Here is a 17373-nt window from a genome sequence, read left to right on the forward strand (position 1 = left end):
ACTTTACATTCCCTGAACGATAAACATATTCATGACAGCCGCGCCTTCGCGGGCATTGCGGGCGCGGCGGTACTGCCAGGAGTCGTAGAAAGCCTGGGCCGCGGTCATGGACGGAAATTCCATGACGACGGTACGGCCAGGTTCACGGCCCTCGAGGTGCCTGGAATCGCCGCCGCGCACCAGGATCTTCGCATCGTACGCGCGCATCGCGAGCGTGGACAGACGCTTGTAATCCTCGTACTGCGCGGGCTTGGTCACTGAGACGTCGGCGATGAGGTAGGCACTCATGGGGTTCCTTCAGAGCAGTTGCGTTGGTTTCGGTCTGACGCCGGATACAGCGACGCCGCCAGTGTCGCGCAAGGCGGCCGGGCGACGCATATCCGATGCTAATTGGTTGTATCCGAAAGCAGCGCCGCCGTACAGGGCGGCGCTGGGGCGGCGGCCCGCGGTCCCGAAGATCCGCTTACGGAACTCCAGACCGCAGGCGCGCATTACGCCTCCTGGCCGCGGCGAGCCTTCTGCTCGATGGCGGCGCGGATATAGCTGCTGAACAACGGGTGGCCGTCACGCGGAGTGGACGTGAACTCGGGGTGGAACTGCACGCCCACGAACCACGGGTGATCGGGCAATTCCATCATTTCCGGCAGGTTCTCGGTCGGCGTGCGGGCGCTGATCACCATGCCGGCCTCTTCCAGGCGCGGCACGTAGACGTTGTTGACCTCGTAGCGATGGCGGTGACGCTCGTTCACTTCGTCGCCATAGATGGTCTGCGCGCGGGTGCCCGGCTTGATCGGCACGCGCTGCGCGCCCTTGCGCATCGTGCCGCCCAGGTCGGACGAGTTGTCGCGCTTTTCGACCTTGCCTTCGCGGTCCATCCACTCGGTGATCAGGGCCACCACGGGGTGCGGCGCCGAGGGGTCGAATTCCGTGCTATTGGCGCCGCCCAGGCCGGCGACGTGGCGCGCGAACTCGATGACGGCCAGCTGCATGCCCAGGCAGATGCCCAGGTAAGGCACGCCATTTTCACGGGCGTAGCGGATCGCGGCGATCTTGCCTTCAGTGCCGCGCTTGCCGAAGCCGCCCGGAACCAGGATGGCGTCCAGGTGCTTGAGCTGGTCGGTGCCGCGGGTTTCGATGTCTTCCGAGTCGATGTACTCGATGTTGATCTTCGAGCGCGTGTGGATGCCGGCGTGGACCAGCGCTTCCGTCAGCGACTTGTACGACTCGGTCAGATCGACGTACTTGCCGACCATGCCGATGGTGAGCTGGTGCTGCGGGTGCTCCAGCGCCTCGACCAGGTTGTCCCACATGGACAAATCGGCCGGCGGCGGGGTCAGGCCCAGCGCTTCGCAGACGATGTTGTCCACGCCCTGCTTGTGCAGCATGGCCGGGATCTTGTAGATCGAGTCGGCGTCCCAGACGGAGATGACCGCGTCCAGGGGCACGTTGGAGAACATCGAGATCTTGGCGCGCTCGTCGTCCGGGATGCGGCGGTCGGCGCGGCACAGCAGCGCATTCGGGTAGATGCCGATTTCACGCAGCTTCTGCACCGAGTGCTGGGTCGGCTTGGTCTTGAGTTCGCCGGCCGACGCGATGAAGGGCACCAGCGTCAGGTGCACGAAGGCGGCATTGTTGCGGCCCATGCGCAGGCTCATCTGGCGCGCGGCTTCCAGGAACGGCAGGGACTCGATGTCGCCGACCGTGCCGCCGATCTCAACGATCGCGACGTCGGTGTTGCCGTTCCAGCCGGCTTCGGCGCCACGGGCGATGAAGTCCTGGATTTCGTTGGTGATGTGCGGAATGACCTGGACAGTCTTGCCCAGGTAGTCGCCGCGGCGCTCCTTGCGGAGCACGGATTCGTAGATCTGGCCGGTGGTGAAGTTGTTCACCTTGTGCATGCGAGCGGAAATGAAACGCTCGTAGTGGCCAAGGTCCAGGTCGGTTTCGGCGCCGTCTTCCGTGACGAACACCTCGCCATGCTGGAACGGGCTCATGGTGCCCGGATCGACGTTGATGTACGGGTCGAGCTTCAGCATGGTGACTTGCAGGCCACGCGACTCGAGGATGGCGGCGAGCGACGCAGCGGCGATGCCTTTGCCCAGGGAAGACACCACACCGCCGGTGACAAATACGTATTTGGTCATCGTAATGAGCACCCGGGACGAGCGGGCGCGTGCGGGAAATTTGGATTATAGCCGGGAGGCGGAGCTTATTTGGGTTTTCCCCTAGCTCCAGGGCGTAACATTTGGCAGCACTCGAATTGCCGCAAGGGCCATCGCGTTGTGTGGCGCGGCGCAGCGCCGTGCTATGTTCGATCCCTATTTTTCCGGCTGCTGTTTTTTCTCAACACTTCCTCTCTCCGCCGATGACCGATCCCGCCCGATCCTCGTACTCGCTCGCCTGGCGCCTCGCGCTGACCGCCGTTTTCCTGCGGCTGGCCTACTCCGCGCTGGTCCAGTCCTATAGCCTGCTCGCCCTGCCCCGCTACGAGCACTTGCAGGACATGTATAGCCAACCCCAGTTCCTGGCGCCGCTCCTGGCCCATATCGTCGCGGGCGCGGCGATCGCCGGCTTGACCACCTGGGGGGCCATGCGCGGCTGGCTGGCGCGCCATGACACCACGGCGGTTGACGAACCCCGCAAGCTGTACGGCACCTTCATTGCCTTGTTCCTGCTCTATACCCTGGCCGTGGCGGCGGGCATGGCCTTCCTGCAGAACACGCTGATGCGCTTCGTCATGGACAACCGCGACATGCTGCAGGAACGGCTCGGCTTCGGCATGATCGGGCAGTTCCTGACGCTGAACATCATCACCAAGCTCGTGAGCATCGTGCTGGAGATCATCGGCATCTGCGTCATCGTGCGCATTGCCGCCTGGACCGTGCAGCCCGCAGGCCCTGCCGGCGGCCCCGCCTACGAACGGCGCCACGCCGCCTGGGTGACCGCGCTGACCGTGCTGGTCTGGCAACTGACCGTTTCCATCTCGGTGGGCAGTTTCCTGCAGATGCAGGCCCCGGGTGCAGGCTGGACCGAATTCGCGCTGGGCTACCTGGTCCTGCCCGCGGCCCTGCTGGCGCTGTGCGCCCTGGTCTGCCTGAAAACCCTGCCGCATCCAATTGGCACGGCCCGGTTTGGACGGGCCGTCGCCCACGGCACCATCGCATTCTGGTTGGCCCAGGCGCTGGGCATAGGCATAGGATTCCTGGTCGTCCGGGCGATGACCTGGGGCCAGTTGATCCGCGCCTCGGAATCCCATGCGGCCGCCGCCATGACGCTGTTGGCCTACGGCGCGCTGCTGGTCCTGGGCTGCCTGATAGGCCGCCTTGCGCTGTACCGCGGCGCCAAGGCCGCCACGCCGCAAGGCTGAGCCAGCCTCGCCCACAAAAAAGGCCGCGGGCATCACGCCCGCGGCCTTTTTCATGCGCTAGCGCAGTGAATCAGATCGCCGCAGTGCGGCGCTCCAGCCAGACCAGCGCCTCGCCTTCGACCAGCGGCGACAGGCGCTCGAACACCGTCTTGTGATAGTCGTTGAGCCAGGCGATTTCGTCGGCGCGCAGCAGCGACGGTTCGATGCAACGCGTGTCGATCGGGCACAGCGTCAGCGTTTCAAAGCACAGGAATTCGCCGAGTTCGGAAGTCAGCCAGCTGCGGTTGGCGACCAGGTTCTCGATGCGCACGCCCCAGCGGCCGGGCCGGTAGATGCCCGGCTCGTTGGAGGTGATCATGCCCGGCTCCATCGCGGTGTGCGGGCCGGGCATTGCGCGGTAGGAAATGACCTGCGGGCCTTCGTGCACGTTCAGGAAGTAGCCCACGCCATGGCCCGTGCCGTGGCCGTATTCCGCGCCGCCTTCCCAGATGGGAGCGCGCGCGATGGCGTCCAGCATGGGCGAAGGCGTGCCACGCGGGAACGAGGCGCGCGACAGCGCGATCATGCCCTTGAGCACCAGCGTGAAGTCCACCTTCTGGTCGGCGCTGGGCGTGCCCACCGCGACCACGCGGGTGATGTCGGTAGTGCCGCCCAGGTACTGGCCGCCCGAGTCGATCAGCAACAGGCCATCGCCTTCTATGGTGGCGTGCGATTCGGGCGTGGCGCGGTAGTGCGGCATCGCGCCGTTGGCGTTGAAGCCGGCAATGGTGGCGAAGCTGGGGCAGACGTAGGCGGGCCGGCGCGCGCGGGCGGCGGTGATCTGCTCGTCGATGGTCAGTTCGGTGATGGTTGCATTGCCCAGCGCACCTTCGAACCAGGCGAAGAATTCACAGAGCGCGGCGCCGTCCTGCGCCATGGCCTGGCGCACATTCGCCAATTCGGCGTCGGTCTTGCGCGACTTCAGCAAGGTGGACGGGTTGATGGCCTCGATGCGCGGCACGGCTGGATCCATGGCGTGGAATACGCCGCAGGTCACACGGGCCGGATCGATCAGCAGCTTCTGGTCCAGTTCCAGCGAGGCCAGCGCGTCGGCGGCCTGGGCATAACCGGCTACTTCCACGCCGTCGGCCGCCAGGACGGCACGCAGCGCGCCGTCGATCTTGCCGTCGGCCACAAACAGCGTGGCGTGGTCCAGGCCGATCAGCGCGTGGCCGACGAACACCGGGTTGTAGTCCACGTCGGCGCCGCGCAGGTTGAAGAGCCAGGCGATGTCGTCCAGGGTGCTGATGAAGTGCACGTCGGCGCCATGCGCGCGCATGGCCTCGCGCACCTGCGCCAGCTTGTCGGCGCGGGTCACGCAGGCCTCGGGGGCCACGTGTTCATAGATGGCGGCGCCAGGCAGGCCGGCGCGGTCCGTCCAGACTTCATCCAGCAGGTCCTCGCGAATTTCCAGGATGGCGCCGGCGGCGGCCGCTGCGGCCGACAGGGCGCGGAATGCGCCCAGGCCCAACACCTGCCCGTCCACCCCGATGACCTCGCCCGCCTTGGTATTGGCGGCCAGCCAGTCCACGTGGCCTGGCGTGGTCGCCAGCGCGATCTTCATCAGCTGCACGCCGGTGCCGGCCAATTGCGCCTCGGCCTGCACCCAGTAGCGGCTGTCCACCCACAGGCCGGCGAAATCGGCCGTGACCACCAGCGTGCCGACCGACCCCGTGAAGCCGGACAGCCAGCGCCGCCCCTGCCAGCGCGCGGGCAGATACTCGGACAAGTGCGGGTCCGAGGACGGAACGACATAGGCGGACAGGCCGCGGCGGCGCATGGCCTGCCGCAATTGGGCGATACGGGCGTCGGTGCTAGACATGGGGGATGGGATCCTTAGCGCAACATGAAAGACATGGCGGCCAGGCTGTTCAGCGTGCGGACGGCGGACTGCATGCTATCCGTGGTGAATCGCAAGGTCACGCCGTCCACGCGTTCCAGCGTGGGCCACATGCAGAACAGGTCGGCCAATGCCGAGCTCTGCGTCTGCAACCGGCATTCTATAGGGGCGGGAATGCGGAAAGGAACTGCGACGCCCTTCTTCAGATTACGCACGGCGGTTTCAGCGGCAGCCGCGATCGCGCGGCGCGAGGCCGCCGGCGACAGGGTCACGCCGCTGCCCTGCCCGTGCGCCACTTTGGTCTGCACCCATTCGGCGCCCGGGAAGGTGTCGCGGGTTTCAGCGATGAAGGCGTCGTCCCCAGTCCCCAGAATGACGGGCACGCCCATCTCGCCCGCCAGCGCACCATAGAGGCCGGCCTCGCCCAGCTCCATGCCGTTGATAAGCACGCGGGCAAACGCGAAGCTGTTGATGGTGTGGGCCAGGATGCCGCGGCCTTGCGAGCGCGAGTGGTAGCCGATCATGAAGACGGCGTCGCAGCCCTCTTCCAGGCCGCCCATCATGCCAAGGTAGCGCGGCTTGCCCAGCACCAGGCGGGCGCGCTCGTCCAGGCCGTCCGGCAACAGATTGCGAAAGCCGCCGTGCGAATCGTTAACCAGAATTTCTTCGGCGCCGCCGGCAATCGCGCCCTGCACGGCCGCATTGGCCTCGGCGGTCATCCAGGCGCGGGCGCGCTCGTATTCGCCGTTGCCGGCGCGCACTTGTTCGGAATGGAAGACGCCGGCGACGCCTTCGATATCGGTGGAAATCAGGATCTTCATGGAATCAGCCTCGGAGAATTTCAGAGTTCAGTGTCGGACAGCCACTGGCGCCACTGCGGCGCCGCGTCGCGGATCGCGGCGCGGTGGTTGCCGTCGCGCCCCGTCACGCCCTCGGCATGCCAGAGCGCGGAAATGATGGCCTGCTCGCAAGCCTCGGCAGCGGCTTCGAACAGGGGATCGATACGGGCTTCATGCAGCATCGCCACCGCCGGCATGGGCTGCTCGGGCAGTTGCGGCACCGTGTAGGCGGTGGAAAACGCCAGCGCGATATCCCCGCTGCCATGGCCGTACACCGAGCCGGTGCGGGCCAGTCCCGCCCCCGCCCGCAGCGACAGGCGGCGCAACTGGCGCGCGTCCAGCGGCGCGTCGGTGGCCAGCAGCAGGATGATGGAACCCTTCTCCGGCACGATGGCGGCGTTCTCGCCAGCCTGCGCCAGGCCGTTGTCCAGCTGCTGCGCCAGCCGACGGCCGAAAGGCCGGCCCGCCACGGTCAGATTGGGCAGCCGGCCGAAGTTCGACAGCACCAGCGCCCCGACCGTGTAGCGCGGCCCCTCCACGATGGACGCGACGCGCGAAGCAGAACCGATGCCGCCCTTGAACGAAAAGCAGGACATGCCCCGGCCGGCGCCGACCGCGCCCTGCTCGAATGGCTTGTCCGCGGCGGCCAGCGCGTCAGCGTAATGCGATTCCTGCACCGCCAGCGCCTGGATGTCGTTCAGATAGCCATCGTTGCATTCGAAGACCAGCGGATTGACGGTAGCCATGCCGCGGCCGATGCCGGGATTGGCCGCGACCGCGGCGCGGATCTGCGCATTGGCCACCGTTCCCACGCCAAAGGTGTTGGTCAGCGCGATAGGCGTTTCCAGCACGCCCAGCTCCTGCACCTGGACCAGGCCGGTGCTCTTGCCAAAGCCGTTCAGCACGGTGGCAGCGGCCGGCACCTTGTCCAGATAGGGATCGCCGCCATGCGGACGCACCACGGTCACGCCGGTTTGCAGCGGGCCGTCGGCCAGCGTGCGATGGCCGACGGTGACCTCGCCCACGTCGCAGATCGAATCCAGCGGTCCCGAGGGCAGTACGCCGATGCGGGGAATGTCCAGCGCTTGTTTGTCCATGTTCGCTACGTGTCGCCACGCTCCAGAATGCAAAACGCCGCCGCCCTGGGTCCGCTGCGCGCACTTGGTAGCGCGTGTCGCGGACTGGGGCGGCGGCGGAAATAACCGCCCTCCATGCCGGCCCTCCGTAGAGGTCCGGCGGCAGGCTTACTTGCGGTCGATCTTGGGATCGAGCGCGTCGCGCAGGCCGTCGCCCAGCAGGTTGAACGCGAGCACCGTGAAGAAGATCGCCAGCGCCGGGAAGATCGCCACGTGCGGGGCGATCACCATGTCGGCGCGCGCTTCGTTCAGCATCGCGCCCCACTCCGGCGTGGGAGGCGATGCGCCCATGCCCAGGAACGACAGGCTGGCAGCGGTGATGATGGAGGTGCCGATGCGCATCGTGCCATAGACCACGATGGGCGAGATCGTGCCGGGCAGGATGTGGCGCATGATGATGGTCCAGTCGGACGCGCCCACGCTCTTGACCGCCTCGACGTAGGTCATCTGCTTGATCGACAAGGTATTGCCGCGCACCAGGCGGGCAAACGCCGGCACGCTGAATACGGCCACGGCCACGATCACGTTGATCATGCTGGAACCGAGGATGGCGACCACGCCGATGGCCAGCAGCATGCCGGGGAACGCCAGCAGCACATCGGAGATACGCATCGTGATGCGTTCCCACCAGCCTTCGTAGTAGCCCGCCATCAGGCCCATGAAGGTGCCGACGATGGCGCCCATGGCGACCGACAGGAAACCGGCAGCCAGCGAGATGCGCGCGCCCATGATGATGCGGCTGAAGATGTCGCGGCCCAGCGAATCCACGCCCAGCCAGTGCGTGGAGGAAGGTCCGGCGTTCAGCGCGTCGTAGTCAAAGAAGTTCTCCGCATCGAACGGCACGATCCACGGCGCGAAGATCGCGACCACGACCAGCAGCAGGACGAAGATGCCCGCGCCGACGGCGAGCTTCTGCTTCTTGAATTTGCGCCAGAACTCGGTGGCGGGCGTGCGCACGTCGCTCTTGGGAGCGGCGGCGATGGTCGTGGCGGGTGTCGTATTGCTCATGGCCGCCTCACTTGTAACGGATGCTGGGATTGATGACGCCATAGAGCACGTCGACAATCAGGTTGATCAGGATGAATTCCAGCGAGAACAGCAGCACCAGGCCCTGGATCACCGGATAGTCGCGCTGGGTCACGGCGTCCACCAGCAGGCGGCCGAGGCCGGGCCAGTTGAACACGGTCTCCACCACGATCGAGCCGCCCAGCAGGAAGCCGAACTGCAGGCCCATCATGGTGACCACGGGAATCAGCGCGTTGCGCAGCGCGTGCTTGATCACGACGCGGCGCTCGGTCAGGCCCTTGGCGCGGGCGGTCCGCACGAAGTCTTCCTGGATGACTTCCACGAAGGAAGCCCGGGTGAAGCGCGCCATCACGGCCGCCACTGCGGCGCCCAGGGTGATGGACGGAAGAATGTAGTGTTGCCAGGTCGAGGCGCCCACGGTCGGCAGCCAGCCCAGATTCACGGAGAACACCTGCATCAGCATCATGCCCAGCGCGAACGCGGGGAACGAGATGCCGGACACCGCCAGCGTCATGCCGAGACGGTCGGGCCAGCGATTGCGCCATACCGCCGACACGATGCCGATGATCATGCCGAAGGTCACTGACCAGACCATGCTGGCGAGCGTCAGCCACAGCGTGGGCATGAAGCGGTCGGCGATTTCGGTAGAGACGGGGCGCTTGGTACGCAACGAGGTACCCAGGTCGCCTTGCAGCATGTGGCTGAAGTAGCGCACGAACTGCTGCGGCAGGGGCAGATCCAGTCCCAGTTCCTTGCGCACGAGTTCGACGGTTTGCTGGTCGGCCTCCTGGCCCGCGGCCAGTCGCGCCGGGTCGCCCGGAAGCATGTGCACAAACAGGAACACGACCACGGCCACCAGCAGCAGCGTGGGGATCATGCCCAAAAGACGTTTGACGATGTAGGTCAGCATTGAAATTCCTGCAACATCGGCGGGGACACCGCGCCCCCGCCGTATGTGGCCTTACAGGGGCGCGCAGGCCCCGAGAGTTACCGCCAGATTTACTGCTTCAGATCGATGTCGCCGAACCAGAACGAGGTGTCCGGCTCAACGTACACGCCCGACAAGTTCTTCGACTTCACGTACAGGTTGTTCTGGGTCACCAGGAAGGCCCAGGGGGCGTCCTTCCAGATGGTTTCCTGAACGTTCTTGTAGATTTCGGTCTTCTTGGCGCGGTCGGTCGTGGCCAGGGCTTGCTGGATGCCGTCGTCCACCGACTTGTTCGAGTAGTACGACACGTTGTTGAGCACCGGCGGGAAAGCGGCGGTGGTCAGCAGCGGACGCAGGCCCCAGTCGGCTTCGCCGGTCGAGGACGACCAGCCGGCGTAGTACATGCGGACCTTGGCGTCTTCAGGCTTCTGCACCTGTTGCACGCGCTGCACACGCTGGCCGGACTCCAGCACTTCGACCGACACCTTGATGCCGACTTGTGCCAGTTGCTGCTGCAGGAACTGGACCACCTTCACCGAGGTGCCGTCGTTATAGGCGGACCACAGCTGGCTTTCGAAGCCGTTGGGGTAGCCGGCTTCGGCCAGCAGGGCCTTGGCCTTCTTGATGTCGTAGGGCCACGGGCCGGTCTTGTGGGCGAAGTCCACGCCCGTCGGCACGACGCCGTCCACAATGGTGGCGTAGCCCGAGAAAGCGACCTTGGCCAGGGCTTCCTTGTTGATGGCGTAGTTGATGGCTTCACGCACCTTGACGTTGTCGAACGGCTTTTGCTGCGTGTTCATCGACAGGTAGCGCGCCATGATCGAGTTCTGGTGGTCGACCACGTCCAGCTTGTCGTTCTTCTTCAGCACGGCGGCCTGCTCGAACGGCACCGGGAAGGCGAACTGCGCCTCGCCCGTCTGCACCACGGCGGCGCGGGTGTTGTTGTCGGTCACGGTGCGGAAGGTCAGCGTGTCGACCTTGGGGTAGCCCTTCTTCCAGTAGCCGTCGAACTTCTTGACCTTCAGGTATTCAGCCGGCTTCCATTCGACGAATTCGAAGGGACCGGTGCCCACGGGGTGGAAACCGATTTCCTTGCCGTACTTGGCCAGCGCGGCGGGCGAGATCATCATGGCGGCCGGGTGGGCCAGCGCGTTGATGAAGGCCGAGAACGGCTTCTTCAGCGTGATCTTGATGGTCATCGGGTCGACCACTTCGGTCTTTTCGATGACGCTGAACTGGATGTAGCGCGACAGGCGGTTGTCCGGATTGGCCGGACGGTCGAAGTTGATCTTGACGGCTTCGGCGTTGAAATCGGTGCCGTCGTGGAACTTCACGCCGGGACGCAGCTTGAAGGTGTAGACCAGGCCGTCTTCGCTGACGGTGTAGTCGGTGGCCAGCACCTTCTGGACCTTCAGGTCCTTGTCGAATTCGAACAGGCCTTCGTAGTAGGCCTTGCCGGCCGCCTGGTTCAGCGTGCTGTTGGTGTTGTACGGATCGAGCGTTTCCAGCGCGATGGAGACGGCGAACGTCACGTCCTTGGCGGCATGCGCCAGCGGCGACGCGATCACGCCGAAGGCCAGCGCGGCGGCGGCCATCAGTTTGGTGGGGCGCAGAACTTTCATCATTGCAACTCCTGGTTCCGTAAGGAATTAGGGGGTTTGGTGGAAGAAAAACAAGTACGTCAACTGACTCAATACGCTCCGCCGACCGGATGCCGGGCGACGAAGTGATCCGTTCCGACCTGCACCAGCGGCTGCACCACCGGCTCGTCATTGAGCTTGCGGATGGGGCTGGGGATTTCGTCGGACAACAGCGTGCGCTTCATGTGGCGGCGGGCCGGATCGGCGATCGGCACGGCGGACATCAGCTTCTTGGTGTAAGGGTGCTGCGGATTCTCGAAAATGGCGCGGCGCGGACCGATCTCCACGATCTGGCCCAGGTACATCACGGCCACGCGGTGGCTGACGCGCTCGACCACGGCCATGTCATGCGAAATGAACAGGAAGGAAATGCCCATGTCGCGCTGCAGGTCGATCAGCAGGTTCACGATCTGGGCCTGGATCGACACATCCAGCGCCGACACCGATTCGTCCGCGATCACGACCTTGGGGTTCAGGGCCAGGGCGCGCGCGATGCAGATGCGCTGGCGCTGGCCACCGGAGAATTCGTGCGGATAGCGCTGCGCCATTTCCGCCGGCAGGCCCACGCGCTCCAACAGTTCTGCCACGCGGCGTTCGGCGTCGCGGCCACGGGCCACGCCGTGCACCAGCAGCGGTTCCATGATGGAGAAGCCGACCGTCACGCGCGGGTCCAGCGAGGCGAACGGGTCCTGGAACACGAACTGGATGTCGCGGCGCAGGGACTGCAGCTCGGTGTTTTTGAGGCGCACGATGTCGCGGCCGCCGAAGCGGATCTCTCCGCCCTGGCTGTCGACCAGACGCAGCAGCGAACGGCCGGTGGTGGACTTGCCGCAACCGGATTCGCCCACCAGCGACAGCGTCTCGCCGGGGTACAGGTCGAAGCTGACCTGCTCCACGGCGTGCACGCGGCGCTGCACGCGGCTCATGATGCCGCCGCGCAGGTCGAAGCGGGTGACCAGCTTGCGCACGCTCAGGATGGGCTCGCGCTTGGCGTCCGGCGCGGGCTGCGCGCTGACGGGAGCGGCTTCGGGCTGGGCCTGGCCTTCGGCCTGCAGCAGCGGAAAGCGTGCCGGCAGGTCGGTGCCCTGCATGGCGCCCAGCTTCGGCACGGCCGACAGCAGCGCCTTGGTGTAGCGGTGCTGCGGCGAAGCGAACACCTGCTCGGACGGGCCTTCCTCGACCTTGTCGCCGCGGTACATGACCAGCACGCGGTCGGCCACTTCGGCGACCACGCCCATGTCGTGGGTGATGAACACCACGCCCATGTGCATTTCTTCCTGCAGCTGGCGGATCAGTTGCAGGATCTGCGCCTGGATGGTGACGTCCAGTGCGGTGGTGGGTTCGTCGGCGATCAGCAGCGCGGGCTTGCAGGCCAGCGCCATGGCGATCATCACGCGCTGGCGCATGCCGCCCGACAACTGGTGCGGGTAGCGGTCCAGCACCGACTTGGCTTCCGGAATGCGCACCTGCTCCAGCATGCGCAGCGCCTCGGCGCGAGCGGCCGCGGCGTCCTTGCCCTGGTGCTGACGGATCGATTCGGCGATCTGGTCGCCGGCGGTGAAGACCGGATTCAAGGAGGTCATCGGCTCCTGGAAGATCATGGCCATGTCCGCGCCGCGCACATTGCGCATGACGCGTTGGCTCGATCCGGCCAGGTCGATCACGGAGCCGTTGCGCCGCCGCAGGGCCATGTTGCCCTGGGCGATGCGCCCGCCGCCATGTTCCACCAGACGCATGAGCGCCAGGGACGTCACCGATTTGCCCGAACCCGATTCGCCCACGATGGCCAGGGTCTCGCCCCGGTCCACATGGAACGACAGATTGCGCACGGCTTCGACCGTGCGCTCCGATCCCACGAAGCGCACCGTCAGGTCGTCGACCTGGACCACGCGGTTTTCCGGCAGCGCCAGGCTGTTTGCGCGATCAACCATCTCTTTTGATTCCCCAAATACTGAAAAAACGAACCCGCCGCCGCTTATCGGTAGATAGCGGTGACCGGCTTCTCGCCGACACGGGCGTAACCCCGATACATGCCTTCCGTATTGAACGGCAAGGCCACATTGCCCTGGGCGTCAACGGCTACCAGGCCCCCCTTGCCGTCGATGGTGGGCAGCTTTTCATGCACGACGCGGTCCGCAGCCGCTTCCAGCGACGCGCCGCAATATTCCATCTGGGCCGCCACGTCATAGGCGGCGACCATGCGGATGAACATTTCGCCGGTGCCCGTGGTGGACACCGCGCAGGTCTTGTTGCTGGCATAGGTGCCGGCGCCGATCAGCGGCGCGTCGCCCACGCGGCCGACCTGTTTGTTGGTGATGCCGCCGGTCGAGGTGGCCGCGGCCAGGTTGCCCTGGGCATCCACCGCCACCGCGCCCACCGTGCCGAACTTCTTGTCGGCATCCAGCGGATCGGCCGGCGCCGGCTGGCCGCGCGCGACCAGGGCTTGGCCGTCGTGGTCCAGCACCGCCGCTTCCGGCGTTTCGCGCTGCACGCGCAGCAGCTGTTCGCGGCGGGCCTCGGTGGAGAAGTAGGAAGGATCGACCAGATCCACGCCCTCTTCCTTGGCAAAGGCTTCGGCGCCCTCGCCCACGAAGAACACGTGCTTGCTGTTTTCCATGACCTTGCGCGCGGCGAAGATCGGGTTGCGCACGCGGTGCACGCCGGCGATCGCGCCCGAGCGCAGCGTGGCGCCGTCCATGATGGCGGCGTCCAGCTCGTGGGTGGCGGCGCTGGTGAACACGGCGCCATGGCCGGCGTTGAACAGCGGACAGTCTTCCAGCAGGCGCACGGCTTCGGTCACGGCGTCCAGGGCGCTGCCGCCCCGCGCCAGCACGGCCTGGCCGGCGGTCAGGATGGATTCCAGCGCGCTCAGGTACTCCTGTTCTTTCTCGGGCGACATGGCCGCGCGGGACATCGCGCCGGCGCCACCGTGAATCGCGATCACGGGTTGAATCATCGTTTACCTACTCCATGGATGAGCCACGGCATCACGGACTGGGTCACCCCAGCGGCGGCCGCGACGGAATTCTTGGCCCGATAGGCCACCGCCGAGGACAGGGCTTCGATCAGCCCCAGCGCGGCGGTTTCGGAATTGGGAATCAGCTGGCGCGCGGAATACGCGTACAGCACCACGGAAGCCGTGGGCGCCAGCGGCGACGTGGGCTTGTCGGTCAGCACCAGCACCGGCACGCCGGCCTGCTTGGCCGCGCCGGCCAGGGTCACCGTGTCGGCCAGATAACGCGGAAAGCCGATAGCGATCACCAGGTCCTTGGACGTCATGCGCGCCATCTGGCGCGCTGCGTGCGACACGCCGCCGGGACCGGCCAGCGATTCGACGGAATGCAGGTGCATGCACAGGCCGCGCTGCAAGAGGCCGGCCAGGAAACCGCTGGCGCCGAAACCGATGATGAACACGCGGTCGGCGGCCAGGATGGCTTCTACCGCCTGCTCGCAGGCGGCGGCGTCCAGCGACTGCAGATTGCGCTGGGCGTTGCGGATGTCTTCTTCCAGCGTGGCGGCGAAGATCTGCACGGCGCTGGCGGAATGCGCCAGCTCGGTGCGCAGCTTTTCAACGGGTTCCAGCGCCGCCTCGAAGCCACGCGCCAGTTCGGCGCGGAATTGCGGATAGCCCGGCAGGTCCAGGGCGCGCGCGAAGCGGTTGGCCGTGGCCACCGACACCCCCACCGCCGCCGCGAACTCGTCGATGGTCATGGTGGCGGCGCGGAACTGGTGCGCCAGCACGTACTCGGCCATCTTGTGCTGAGTACGGCTCAGCGCGGGCTGGGCCCGGGCGATCCGGTCAGCAATCGTGAGTGCGGCCTTGTTCATCGAGTGGGGAGGTGTAGCTGGGGTTTATGTAAATCTGTTTACAAGCAAATTTTAGATAAGAAAATAGATTTTCATACTAAGGGTATACCCGTGAATATATGTAACAGTGCTTCAAAAGAAACGGGGCCGGTTTGAGTTACGCTAAGCGCGCTCCCCTTTCCCAGCCTCACCGGATTGACGCAATGCCCGATTGGATCTGCAAAGCCCACCAGGACCTGACCGTGACCGAGATCTACGCGATCCTGCGGCTGCGCACGGAAGTCTTTGTCATTGAACAGAATTGCATCTTCCAGGACATGGACGGCAAGGATCTGGTCGGCCAGACGTCCCACCTGATGGCCTGGCAGGACGGCAAGCTCGCGGCCTACTGCCGCATCCTGGACCCTGCGCTGAAGGATGGCCAGATCGAGATCGGACGCGTCATCACCGCGCCCTGGACTCGCGGCCAGGGCCTGGGCCACGAACTGATCCGCCACGCGATGCAGGAAGTGCGCCAGCGCTGGCCCGGCCGCGCCATGTATCTGGGCGCCCAGGCCCGTTTGCGCAATTACTACGGCGGCCACGGCTTTGTGCAGGTCACCGAGGAATACATGGAAGACGGCATCCCGCACGTGGGAATGCGGTTAGCTGAAACGGCATAAAAAAACGCCCCTTGCGGGGCGTTTTCATGGATGTGGCGCTTGGCGGATTACTTGACCGCCGACACGTCCAGCTTGGCTTGCGTCTTGGACTTGATCTCGTCCACCGTCACGCCCGGCGCCGTTTCCAGCAGTTTGAGGCCGTTTTCGGTGACTTCCATCACGCCCAGGTCGGTGATGATCAGGTCGACCACGCCCACACCCGTCAGCGGCAGGTTGCATTCCGCCAGCAGTTTGACGTCTTCGGTGCCGTCCTTTTTCTTGGCCACGTGCTCCATCAGGACCACGACGCGGCCCACGCCCGCCACCAGGTCCATGGCGCCGCCCATGCCCTTGACCATCTTGCCCGGAATCATCCAGTTGGCCAGGTCGCCTTTTTCGGACACCTGCATGGCGCCGAGGATGGCCAGGTTGATCTTGCCGCCACGGATCATCGCGAACGAATCCGCCGACGAGAAGATCGAGGAGCCGGGCAAGGTCGTGACCGTCTGCTTGCCTGCGTTGATGAGGTCGGCGTCGACTTCATCGTCGGTGGGGAACGGGCCGATGCCCAGCAGGCCGTTCTCGGATTGCAGCCACACTTCCATGCCCTTGGGCACGTGGTTGGCCACCAGGGTCGGCAAGCCGATGCCCAGGTTCACATAAAAGCCGTCTTGCAGCTCGCGCGCGGCGCGCGCCGCCATTTCATCGCGGGACCATGCCATGTCTGTTCTCCTTAGGCCGGGCGAGTGGTGCGTTGTTCGATGCGCTTTTCGGGCGTGGCGTTCAGCACGATCCGTTGCACATAGATGCCGGGCAGGTGGATCTGATCGGGATCCAGGCTGCCGGTATCAACGATTTCCTCGACTTCGACCACCGTGAACTTGCCCGCCATGGCGACGTTCGGATTGAAGTTGCGGGCGGTCTTGCGGAATACCAGGTTGCCGCTGCGATCGGCGATGTGCGCCTTGACCAGCGACACGTCGGGCACCAGCGAACGCTCCATCACGTATTGCTGGCCGTCGAATTCGCGGATTTCCTTGCCGTCGGCCACGATGGTGCCCACGCCCGTGCGGGTGAAGAAGGCCGGAATGCCGGCGCCGCCGGCGCGCAGCTTCTCGGCCAGCGTGCCCTGCGGCGTGAACTCGAGCTCGAGTTCGCCGGACAGGAACTGGCGTTCGAATTCCTTGTTCTCGCCCACGTAGGACGCGATCATCTTGCGGACCTGACGCGTATTGAGCAGCTGGCCCAGGCCGAAGCCGTCGACGCCCGCGTTGTTGCTGATGCAAGTGAGGTCCTTGACGCCCGAATCGCGCAGCGCGGCGATCAGGGCCTCGGGAATGCCGCAAAGGCCGAAACCGCCCACGGCGATCATCTGACCGTCCTTGACGATGCCTGCCAGCGCCTCCTGGGCGCTTGCAAAAACCTTGTCCATCGCTCCAACTCCTAGTTAAGGTCTAACCGAAGAGGGCGCGGCTGCCGGCGCCGGTCCCAGCAGCACCGTCCGGTGCCCTGTGGCGGCTGGCGCCGAGGGTGGCGCGCCCATATTGCTTTTTTGATTTTGCGCTAGATTTTACCGGCATGCCCGGCCAAAGCACGCGCTATTTTGGCGGGGCCGTCCGAAGACGCTGCATCAAGCCGCGGGCTTGAACATGGCGCCCAGTTTGGACAGCACCTCTTGCGGCCACGGAGCGGACGCATTGACCGTATAGTCCATCCAGACTAGCACGTTGCGCGCGCGGGCATACGGACCGCCTTCGTCGCCTACCTTCTCCAGCAGCAATTCGAATTCTGCGCTGGAGCGGCCGATGCGCGTGAGTTTGTGGGTCACGAGCACGTTGGCGGGATAGGTCAGGGGCCGCAGGAAATCGCAGGACGCATGCGCCAGGATGAGCCCCTGATCGGAGGGCAGCGCAAAGCCCGCGCCATAGAGTATCTGTATCCGGGCCTCTTCCATGAGGCGGAAGTACATGGCGTTGTTCAGATGGTTCAGAGCGTCCGAATCGCCCCACCGCAGGGGCAGTTCGACTTGATGGATATCTCCCACGGCCAGTATCCGCGCTGAGGTTTTGTCCGCGTTCACCAATTACTCCCTATGGCTAAAAGAAATACG

General features: G+C 65.3%; 16 protein-coding genes. 2 read left to right on the forward strand and 14 right to left on the reverse strand.

What is annotated here, in order from left to right:
• Nucleotides 1-3: 3 nt before the first annotated feature.
• Both AC3WOB_RS09095 and pyrG read right to left on the reverse strand, forming a co-directional pair.
• A complete protein-coding gene (locus AC3WOB_RS09095; protein WP_013392289.1) occupies nucleotides 4-288 on the reverse strand; it encodes a DUF1330 domain-containing protein in 285 nt (94 codons plus the stop codon).
• 203 nt (nucleotides 289-491) lie between these two features.
• Complete coding sequence (pyrG, locus tag AC3WOB_RS09100; protein WP_013392287.1) at nucleotides 492-2144, reverse strand: CTP synthase; 1653 nt, start codon at nucleotides 2142-2144, stop codon at nucleotides 492-494.
• 221 nt (nucleotides 2145-2365) lie between these two features.
• Between pyrG and AC3WOB_RS09105 the strand changes: the two genes are divergently transcribed.
• On the forward strand, nucleotides 2366-3367 hold the full coding sequence (locus AC3WOB_RS09105) for a hypothetical protein (RefSeq protein ID WP_492274789.1): 1002 nt from the start codon (nucleotides 2366-2368) through the stop codon (nucleotides 3365-3367).
• 70 nt (nucleotides 3368-3437) lie between these two features.
• Here the strand turns inward: AC3WOB_RS09105 and AC3WOB_RS09110 are convergent, their stop codons facing one another.
• From AC3WOB_RS09110 to AC3WOB_RS09150, 9 genes are all read right to left on the reverse strand, one after another.
• Nucleotides 3438-5228: an aminopeptidase P family protein gene (locus AC3WOB_RS09110; protein WP_492274790.1), complete on the reverse strand. Its 1791-nt coding sequence runs from the start codon at nucleotides 5226-5228 to the stop codon at nucleotides 3438-3440.
• Between the two features lie 14 nt (nucleotides 5229-5242).
• Entirely contained in the window at nucleotides 5243-6067 is an 825-nt protein-coding gene (locus AC3WOB_RS09115; RefSeq protein ID WP_013392284.1) for a M55 family metallopeptidase, read from the reverse strand.
• Between the two features lie 20 nt (nucleotides 6068-6087).
• Nucleotides 6088-7182 carry a DmpA family aminopeptidase gene (locus tag AC3WOB_RS09120; protein ID WP_492274791.1) on the reverse strand — a complete coding sequence of 365 codons (1095 nt, stop codon included), beginning with the start codon at nucleotides 7180-7182 and terminating at the stop codon, nucleotides 6088-6090.
• 147 nt (nucleotides 7183-7329) lie between these two features.
• Nucleotides 7330-8229 (reverse strand): glutathione ABC transporter permease GsiD, encoded by a 900-nt coding sequence (gene gsiD / locus AC3WOB_RS09125; protein ID WP_013392282.1) that lies wholly within the window; start codon nucleotides 8227-8229, stop codon nucleotides 7330-7332.
• A gap of 7 nt (nucleotides 8230-8236) precedes the next feature.
• Nucleotides 8237-9157 (reverse strand): glutathione ABC transporter permease GsiC, encoded by a 921-nt coding sequence (gene gsiC / locus AC3WOB_RS09130; protein WP_013392281.1) that lies wholly within the window; start codon nucleotides 9155-9157, stop codon nucleotides 8237-8239.
• Between the two features lie 89 nt (nucleotides 9158-9246).
• Entirely contained in the window at nucleotides 9247-10800 is a 1554-nt protein-coding gene (gsiB, locus tag AC3WOB_RS09135) for a glutathione ABC transporter substrate-binding protein GsiB (RefSeq protein ID WP_013392280.1), read from the reverse strand.
• 65 nt (nucleotides 10801-10865) lie between these two features.
• Nucleotides 10866-12746: a dipeptide ABC transporter ATP-binding protein gene (locus AC3WOB_RS09140; RefSeq protein ID WP_207470207.1), complete on the reverse strand. Its 1881-nt coding sequence runs from the start codon at nucleotides 12744-12746 to the stop codon at nucleotides 10866-10868.
• 44 nt (nucleotides 12747-12790) lie between these two features.
• Nucleotides 12791-13771 (reverse strand): isoaspartyl peptidase/L-asparaginase family protein, encoded by a 981-nt coding sequence (locus tag AC3WOB_RS09145; RefSeq protein WP_492274792.1) that lies wholly within the window; start codon nucleotides 13769-13771, stop codon nucleotides 12791-12793.
• Nucleotides 13768-14643: a MurR/RpiR family transcriptional regulator gene (locus AC3WOB_RS09150; protein ID WP_454693785.1), complete on the reverse strand. Its 876-nt coding sequence runs from the start codon at nucleotides 14641-14643 to the stop codon at nucleotides 13768-13770. The genes AC3WOB_RS09145 and AC3WOB_RS09150 overlap by 4 nt, the downstream gene beginning before the upstream one ends.
• Nucleotides 14644-14825: 182 nt before the next feature.
• Between AC3WOB_RS09150 and AC3WOB_RS09155 the strand changes: the two genes are divergently transcribed.
• Nucleotides 14826-15284 (forward strand): GNAT family N-acetyltransferase, encoded by a 459-nt coding sequence (locus AC3WOB_RS09155; RefSeq protein ID WP_013392276.1) that lies wholly within the window; start codon nucleotides 14826-14828, stop codon nucleotides 15282-15284.
• A 47-nt stretch (nucleotides 15285-15331) separates the two neighbouring features.
• Here AC3WOB_RS09155 and AC3WOB_RS09160 read toward each other — a convergent pair whose 3' ends face one another.
• From AC3WOB_RS09160 to AC3WOB_RS09170, 3 genes are all read right to left on the reverse strand, one after another.
• Nucleotides 15332-15985: a CoA transferase subunit B gene (locus tag AC3WOB_RS09160; protein ID WP_013392275.1), complete on the reverse strand. Its 654-nt coding sequence runs from the start codon at nucleotides 15983-15985 to the stop codon at nucleotides 15332-15334.
• An 11-nt stretch (nucleotides 15986-15996) separates the two neighbouring features.
• Complete coding sequence (locus AC3WOB_RS09165) at nucleotides 15997-16695, reverse strand: CoA transferase subunit A (protein ID WP_013392274.1); 699 nt, start codon at nucleotides 16693-16695, stop codon at nucleotides 15997-15999.
• 198 nt (nucleotides 16696-16893) lie between these two features.
• A complete protein-coding gene (locus AC3WOB_RS09170; RefSeq protein WP_013392273.1) occupies nucleotides 16894-17343 on the reverse strand; it encodes an acyl-CoA thioesterase in 450 nt (149 codons plus the stop codon).
• Between the last annotated feature and the right edge of the window lie 30 nt (nucleotides 17344-17373).

Source organism: Achromobacter sp. FW305-C-30-7, assembly GCF_058783105.1.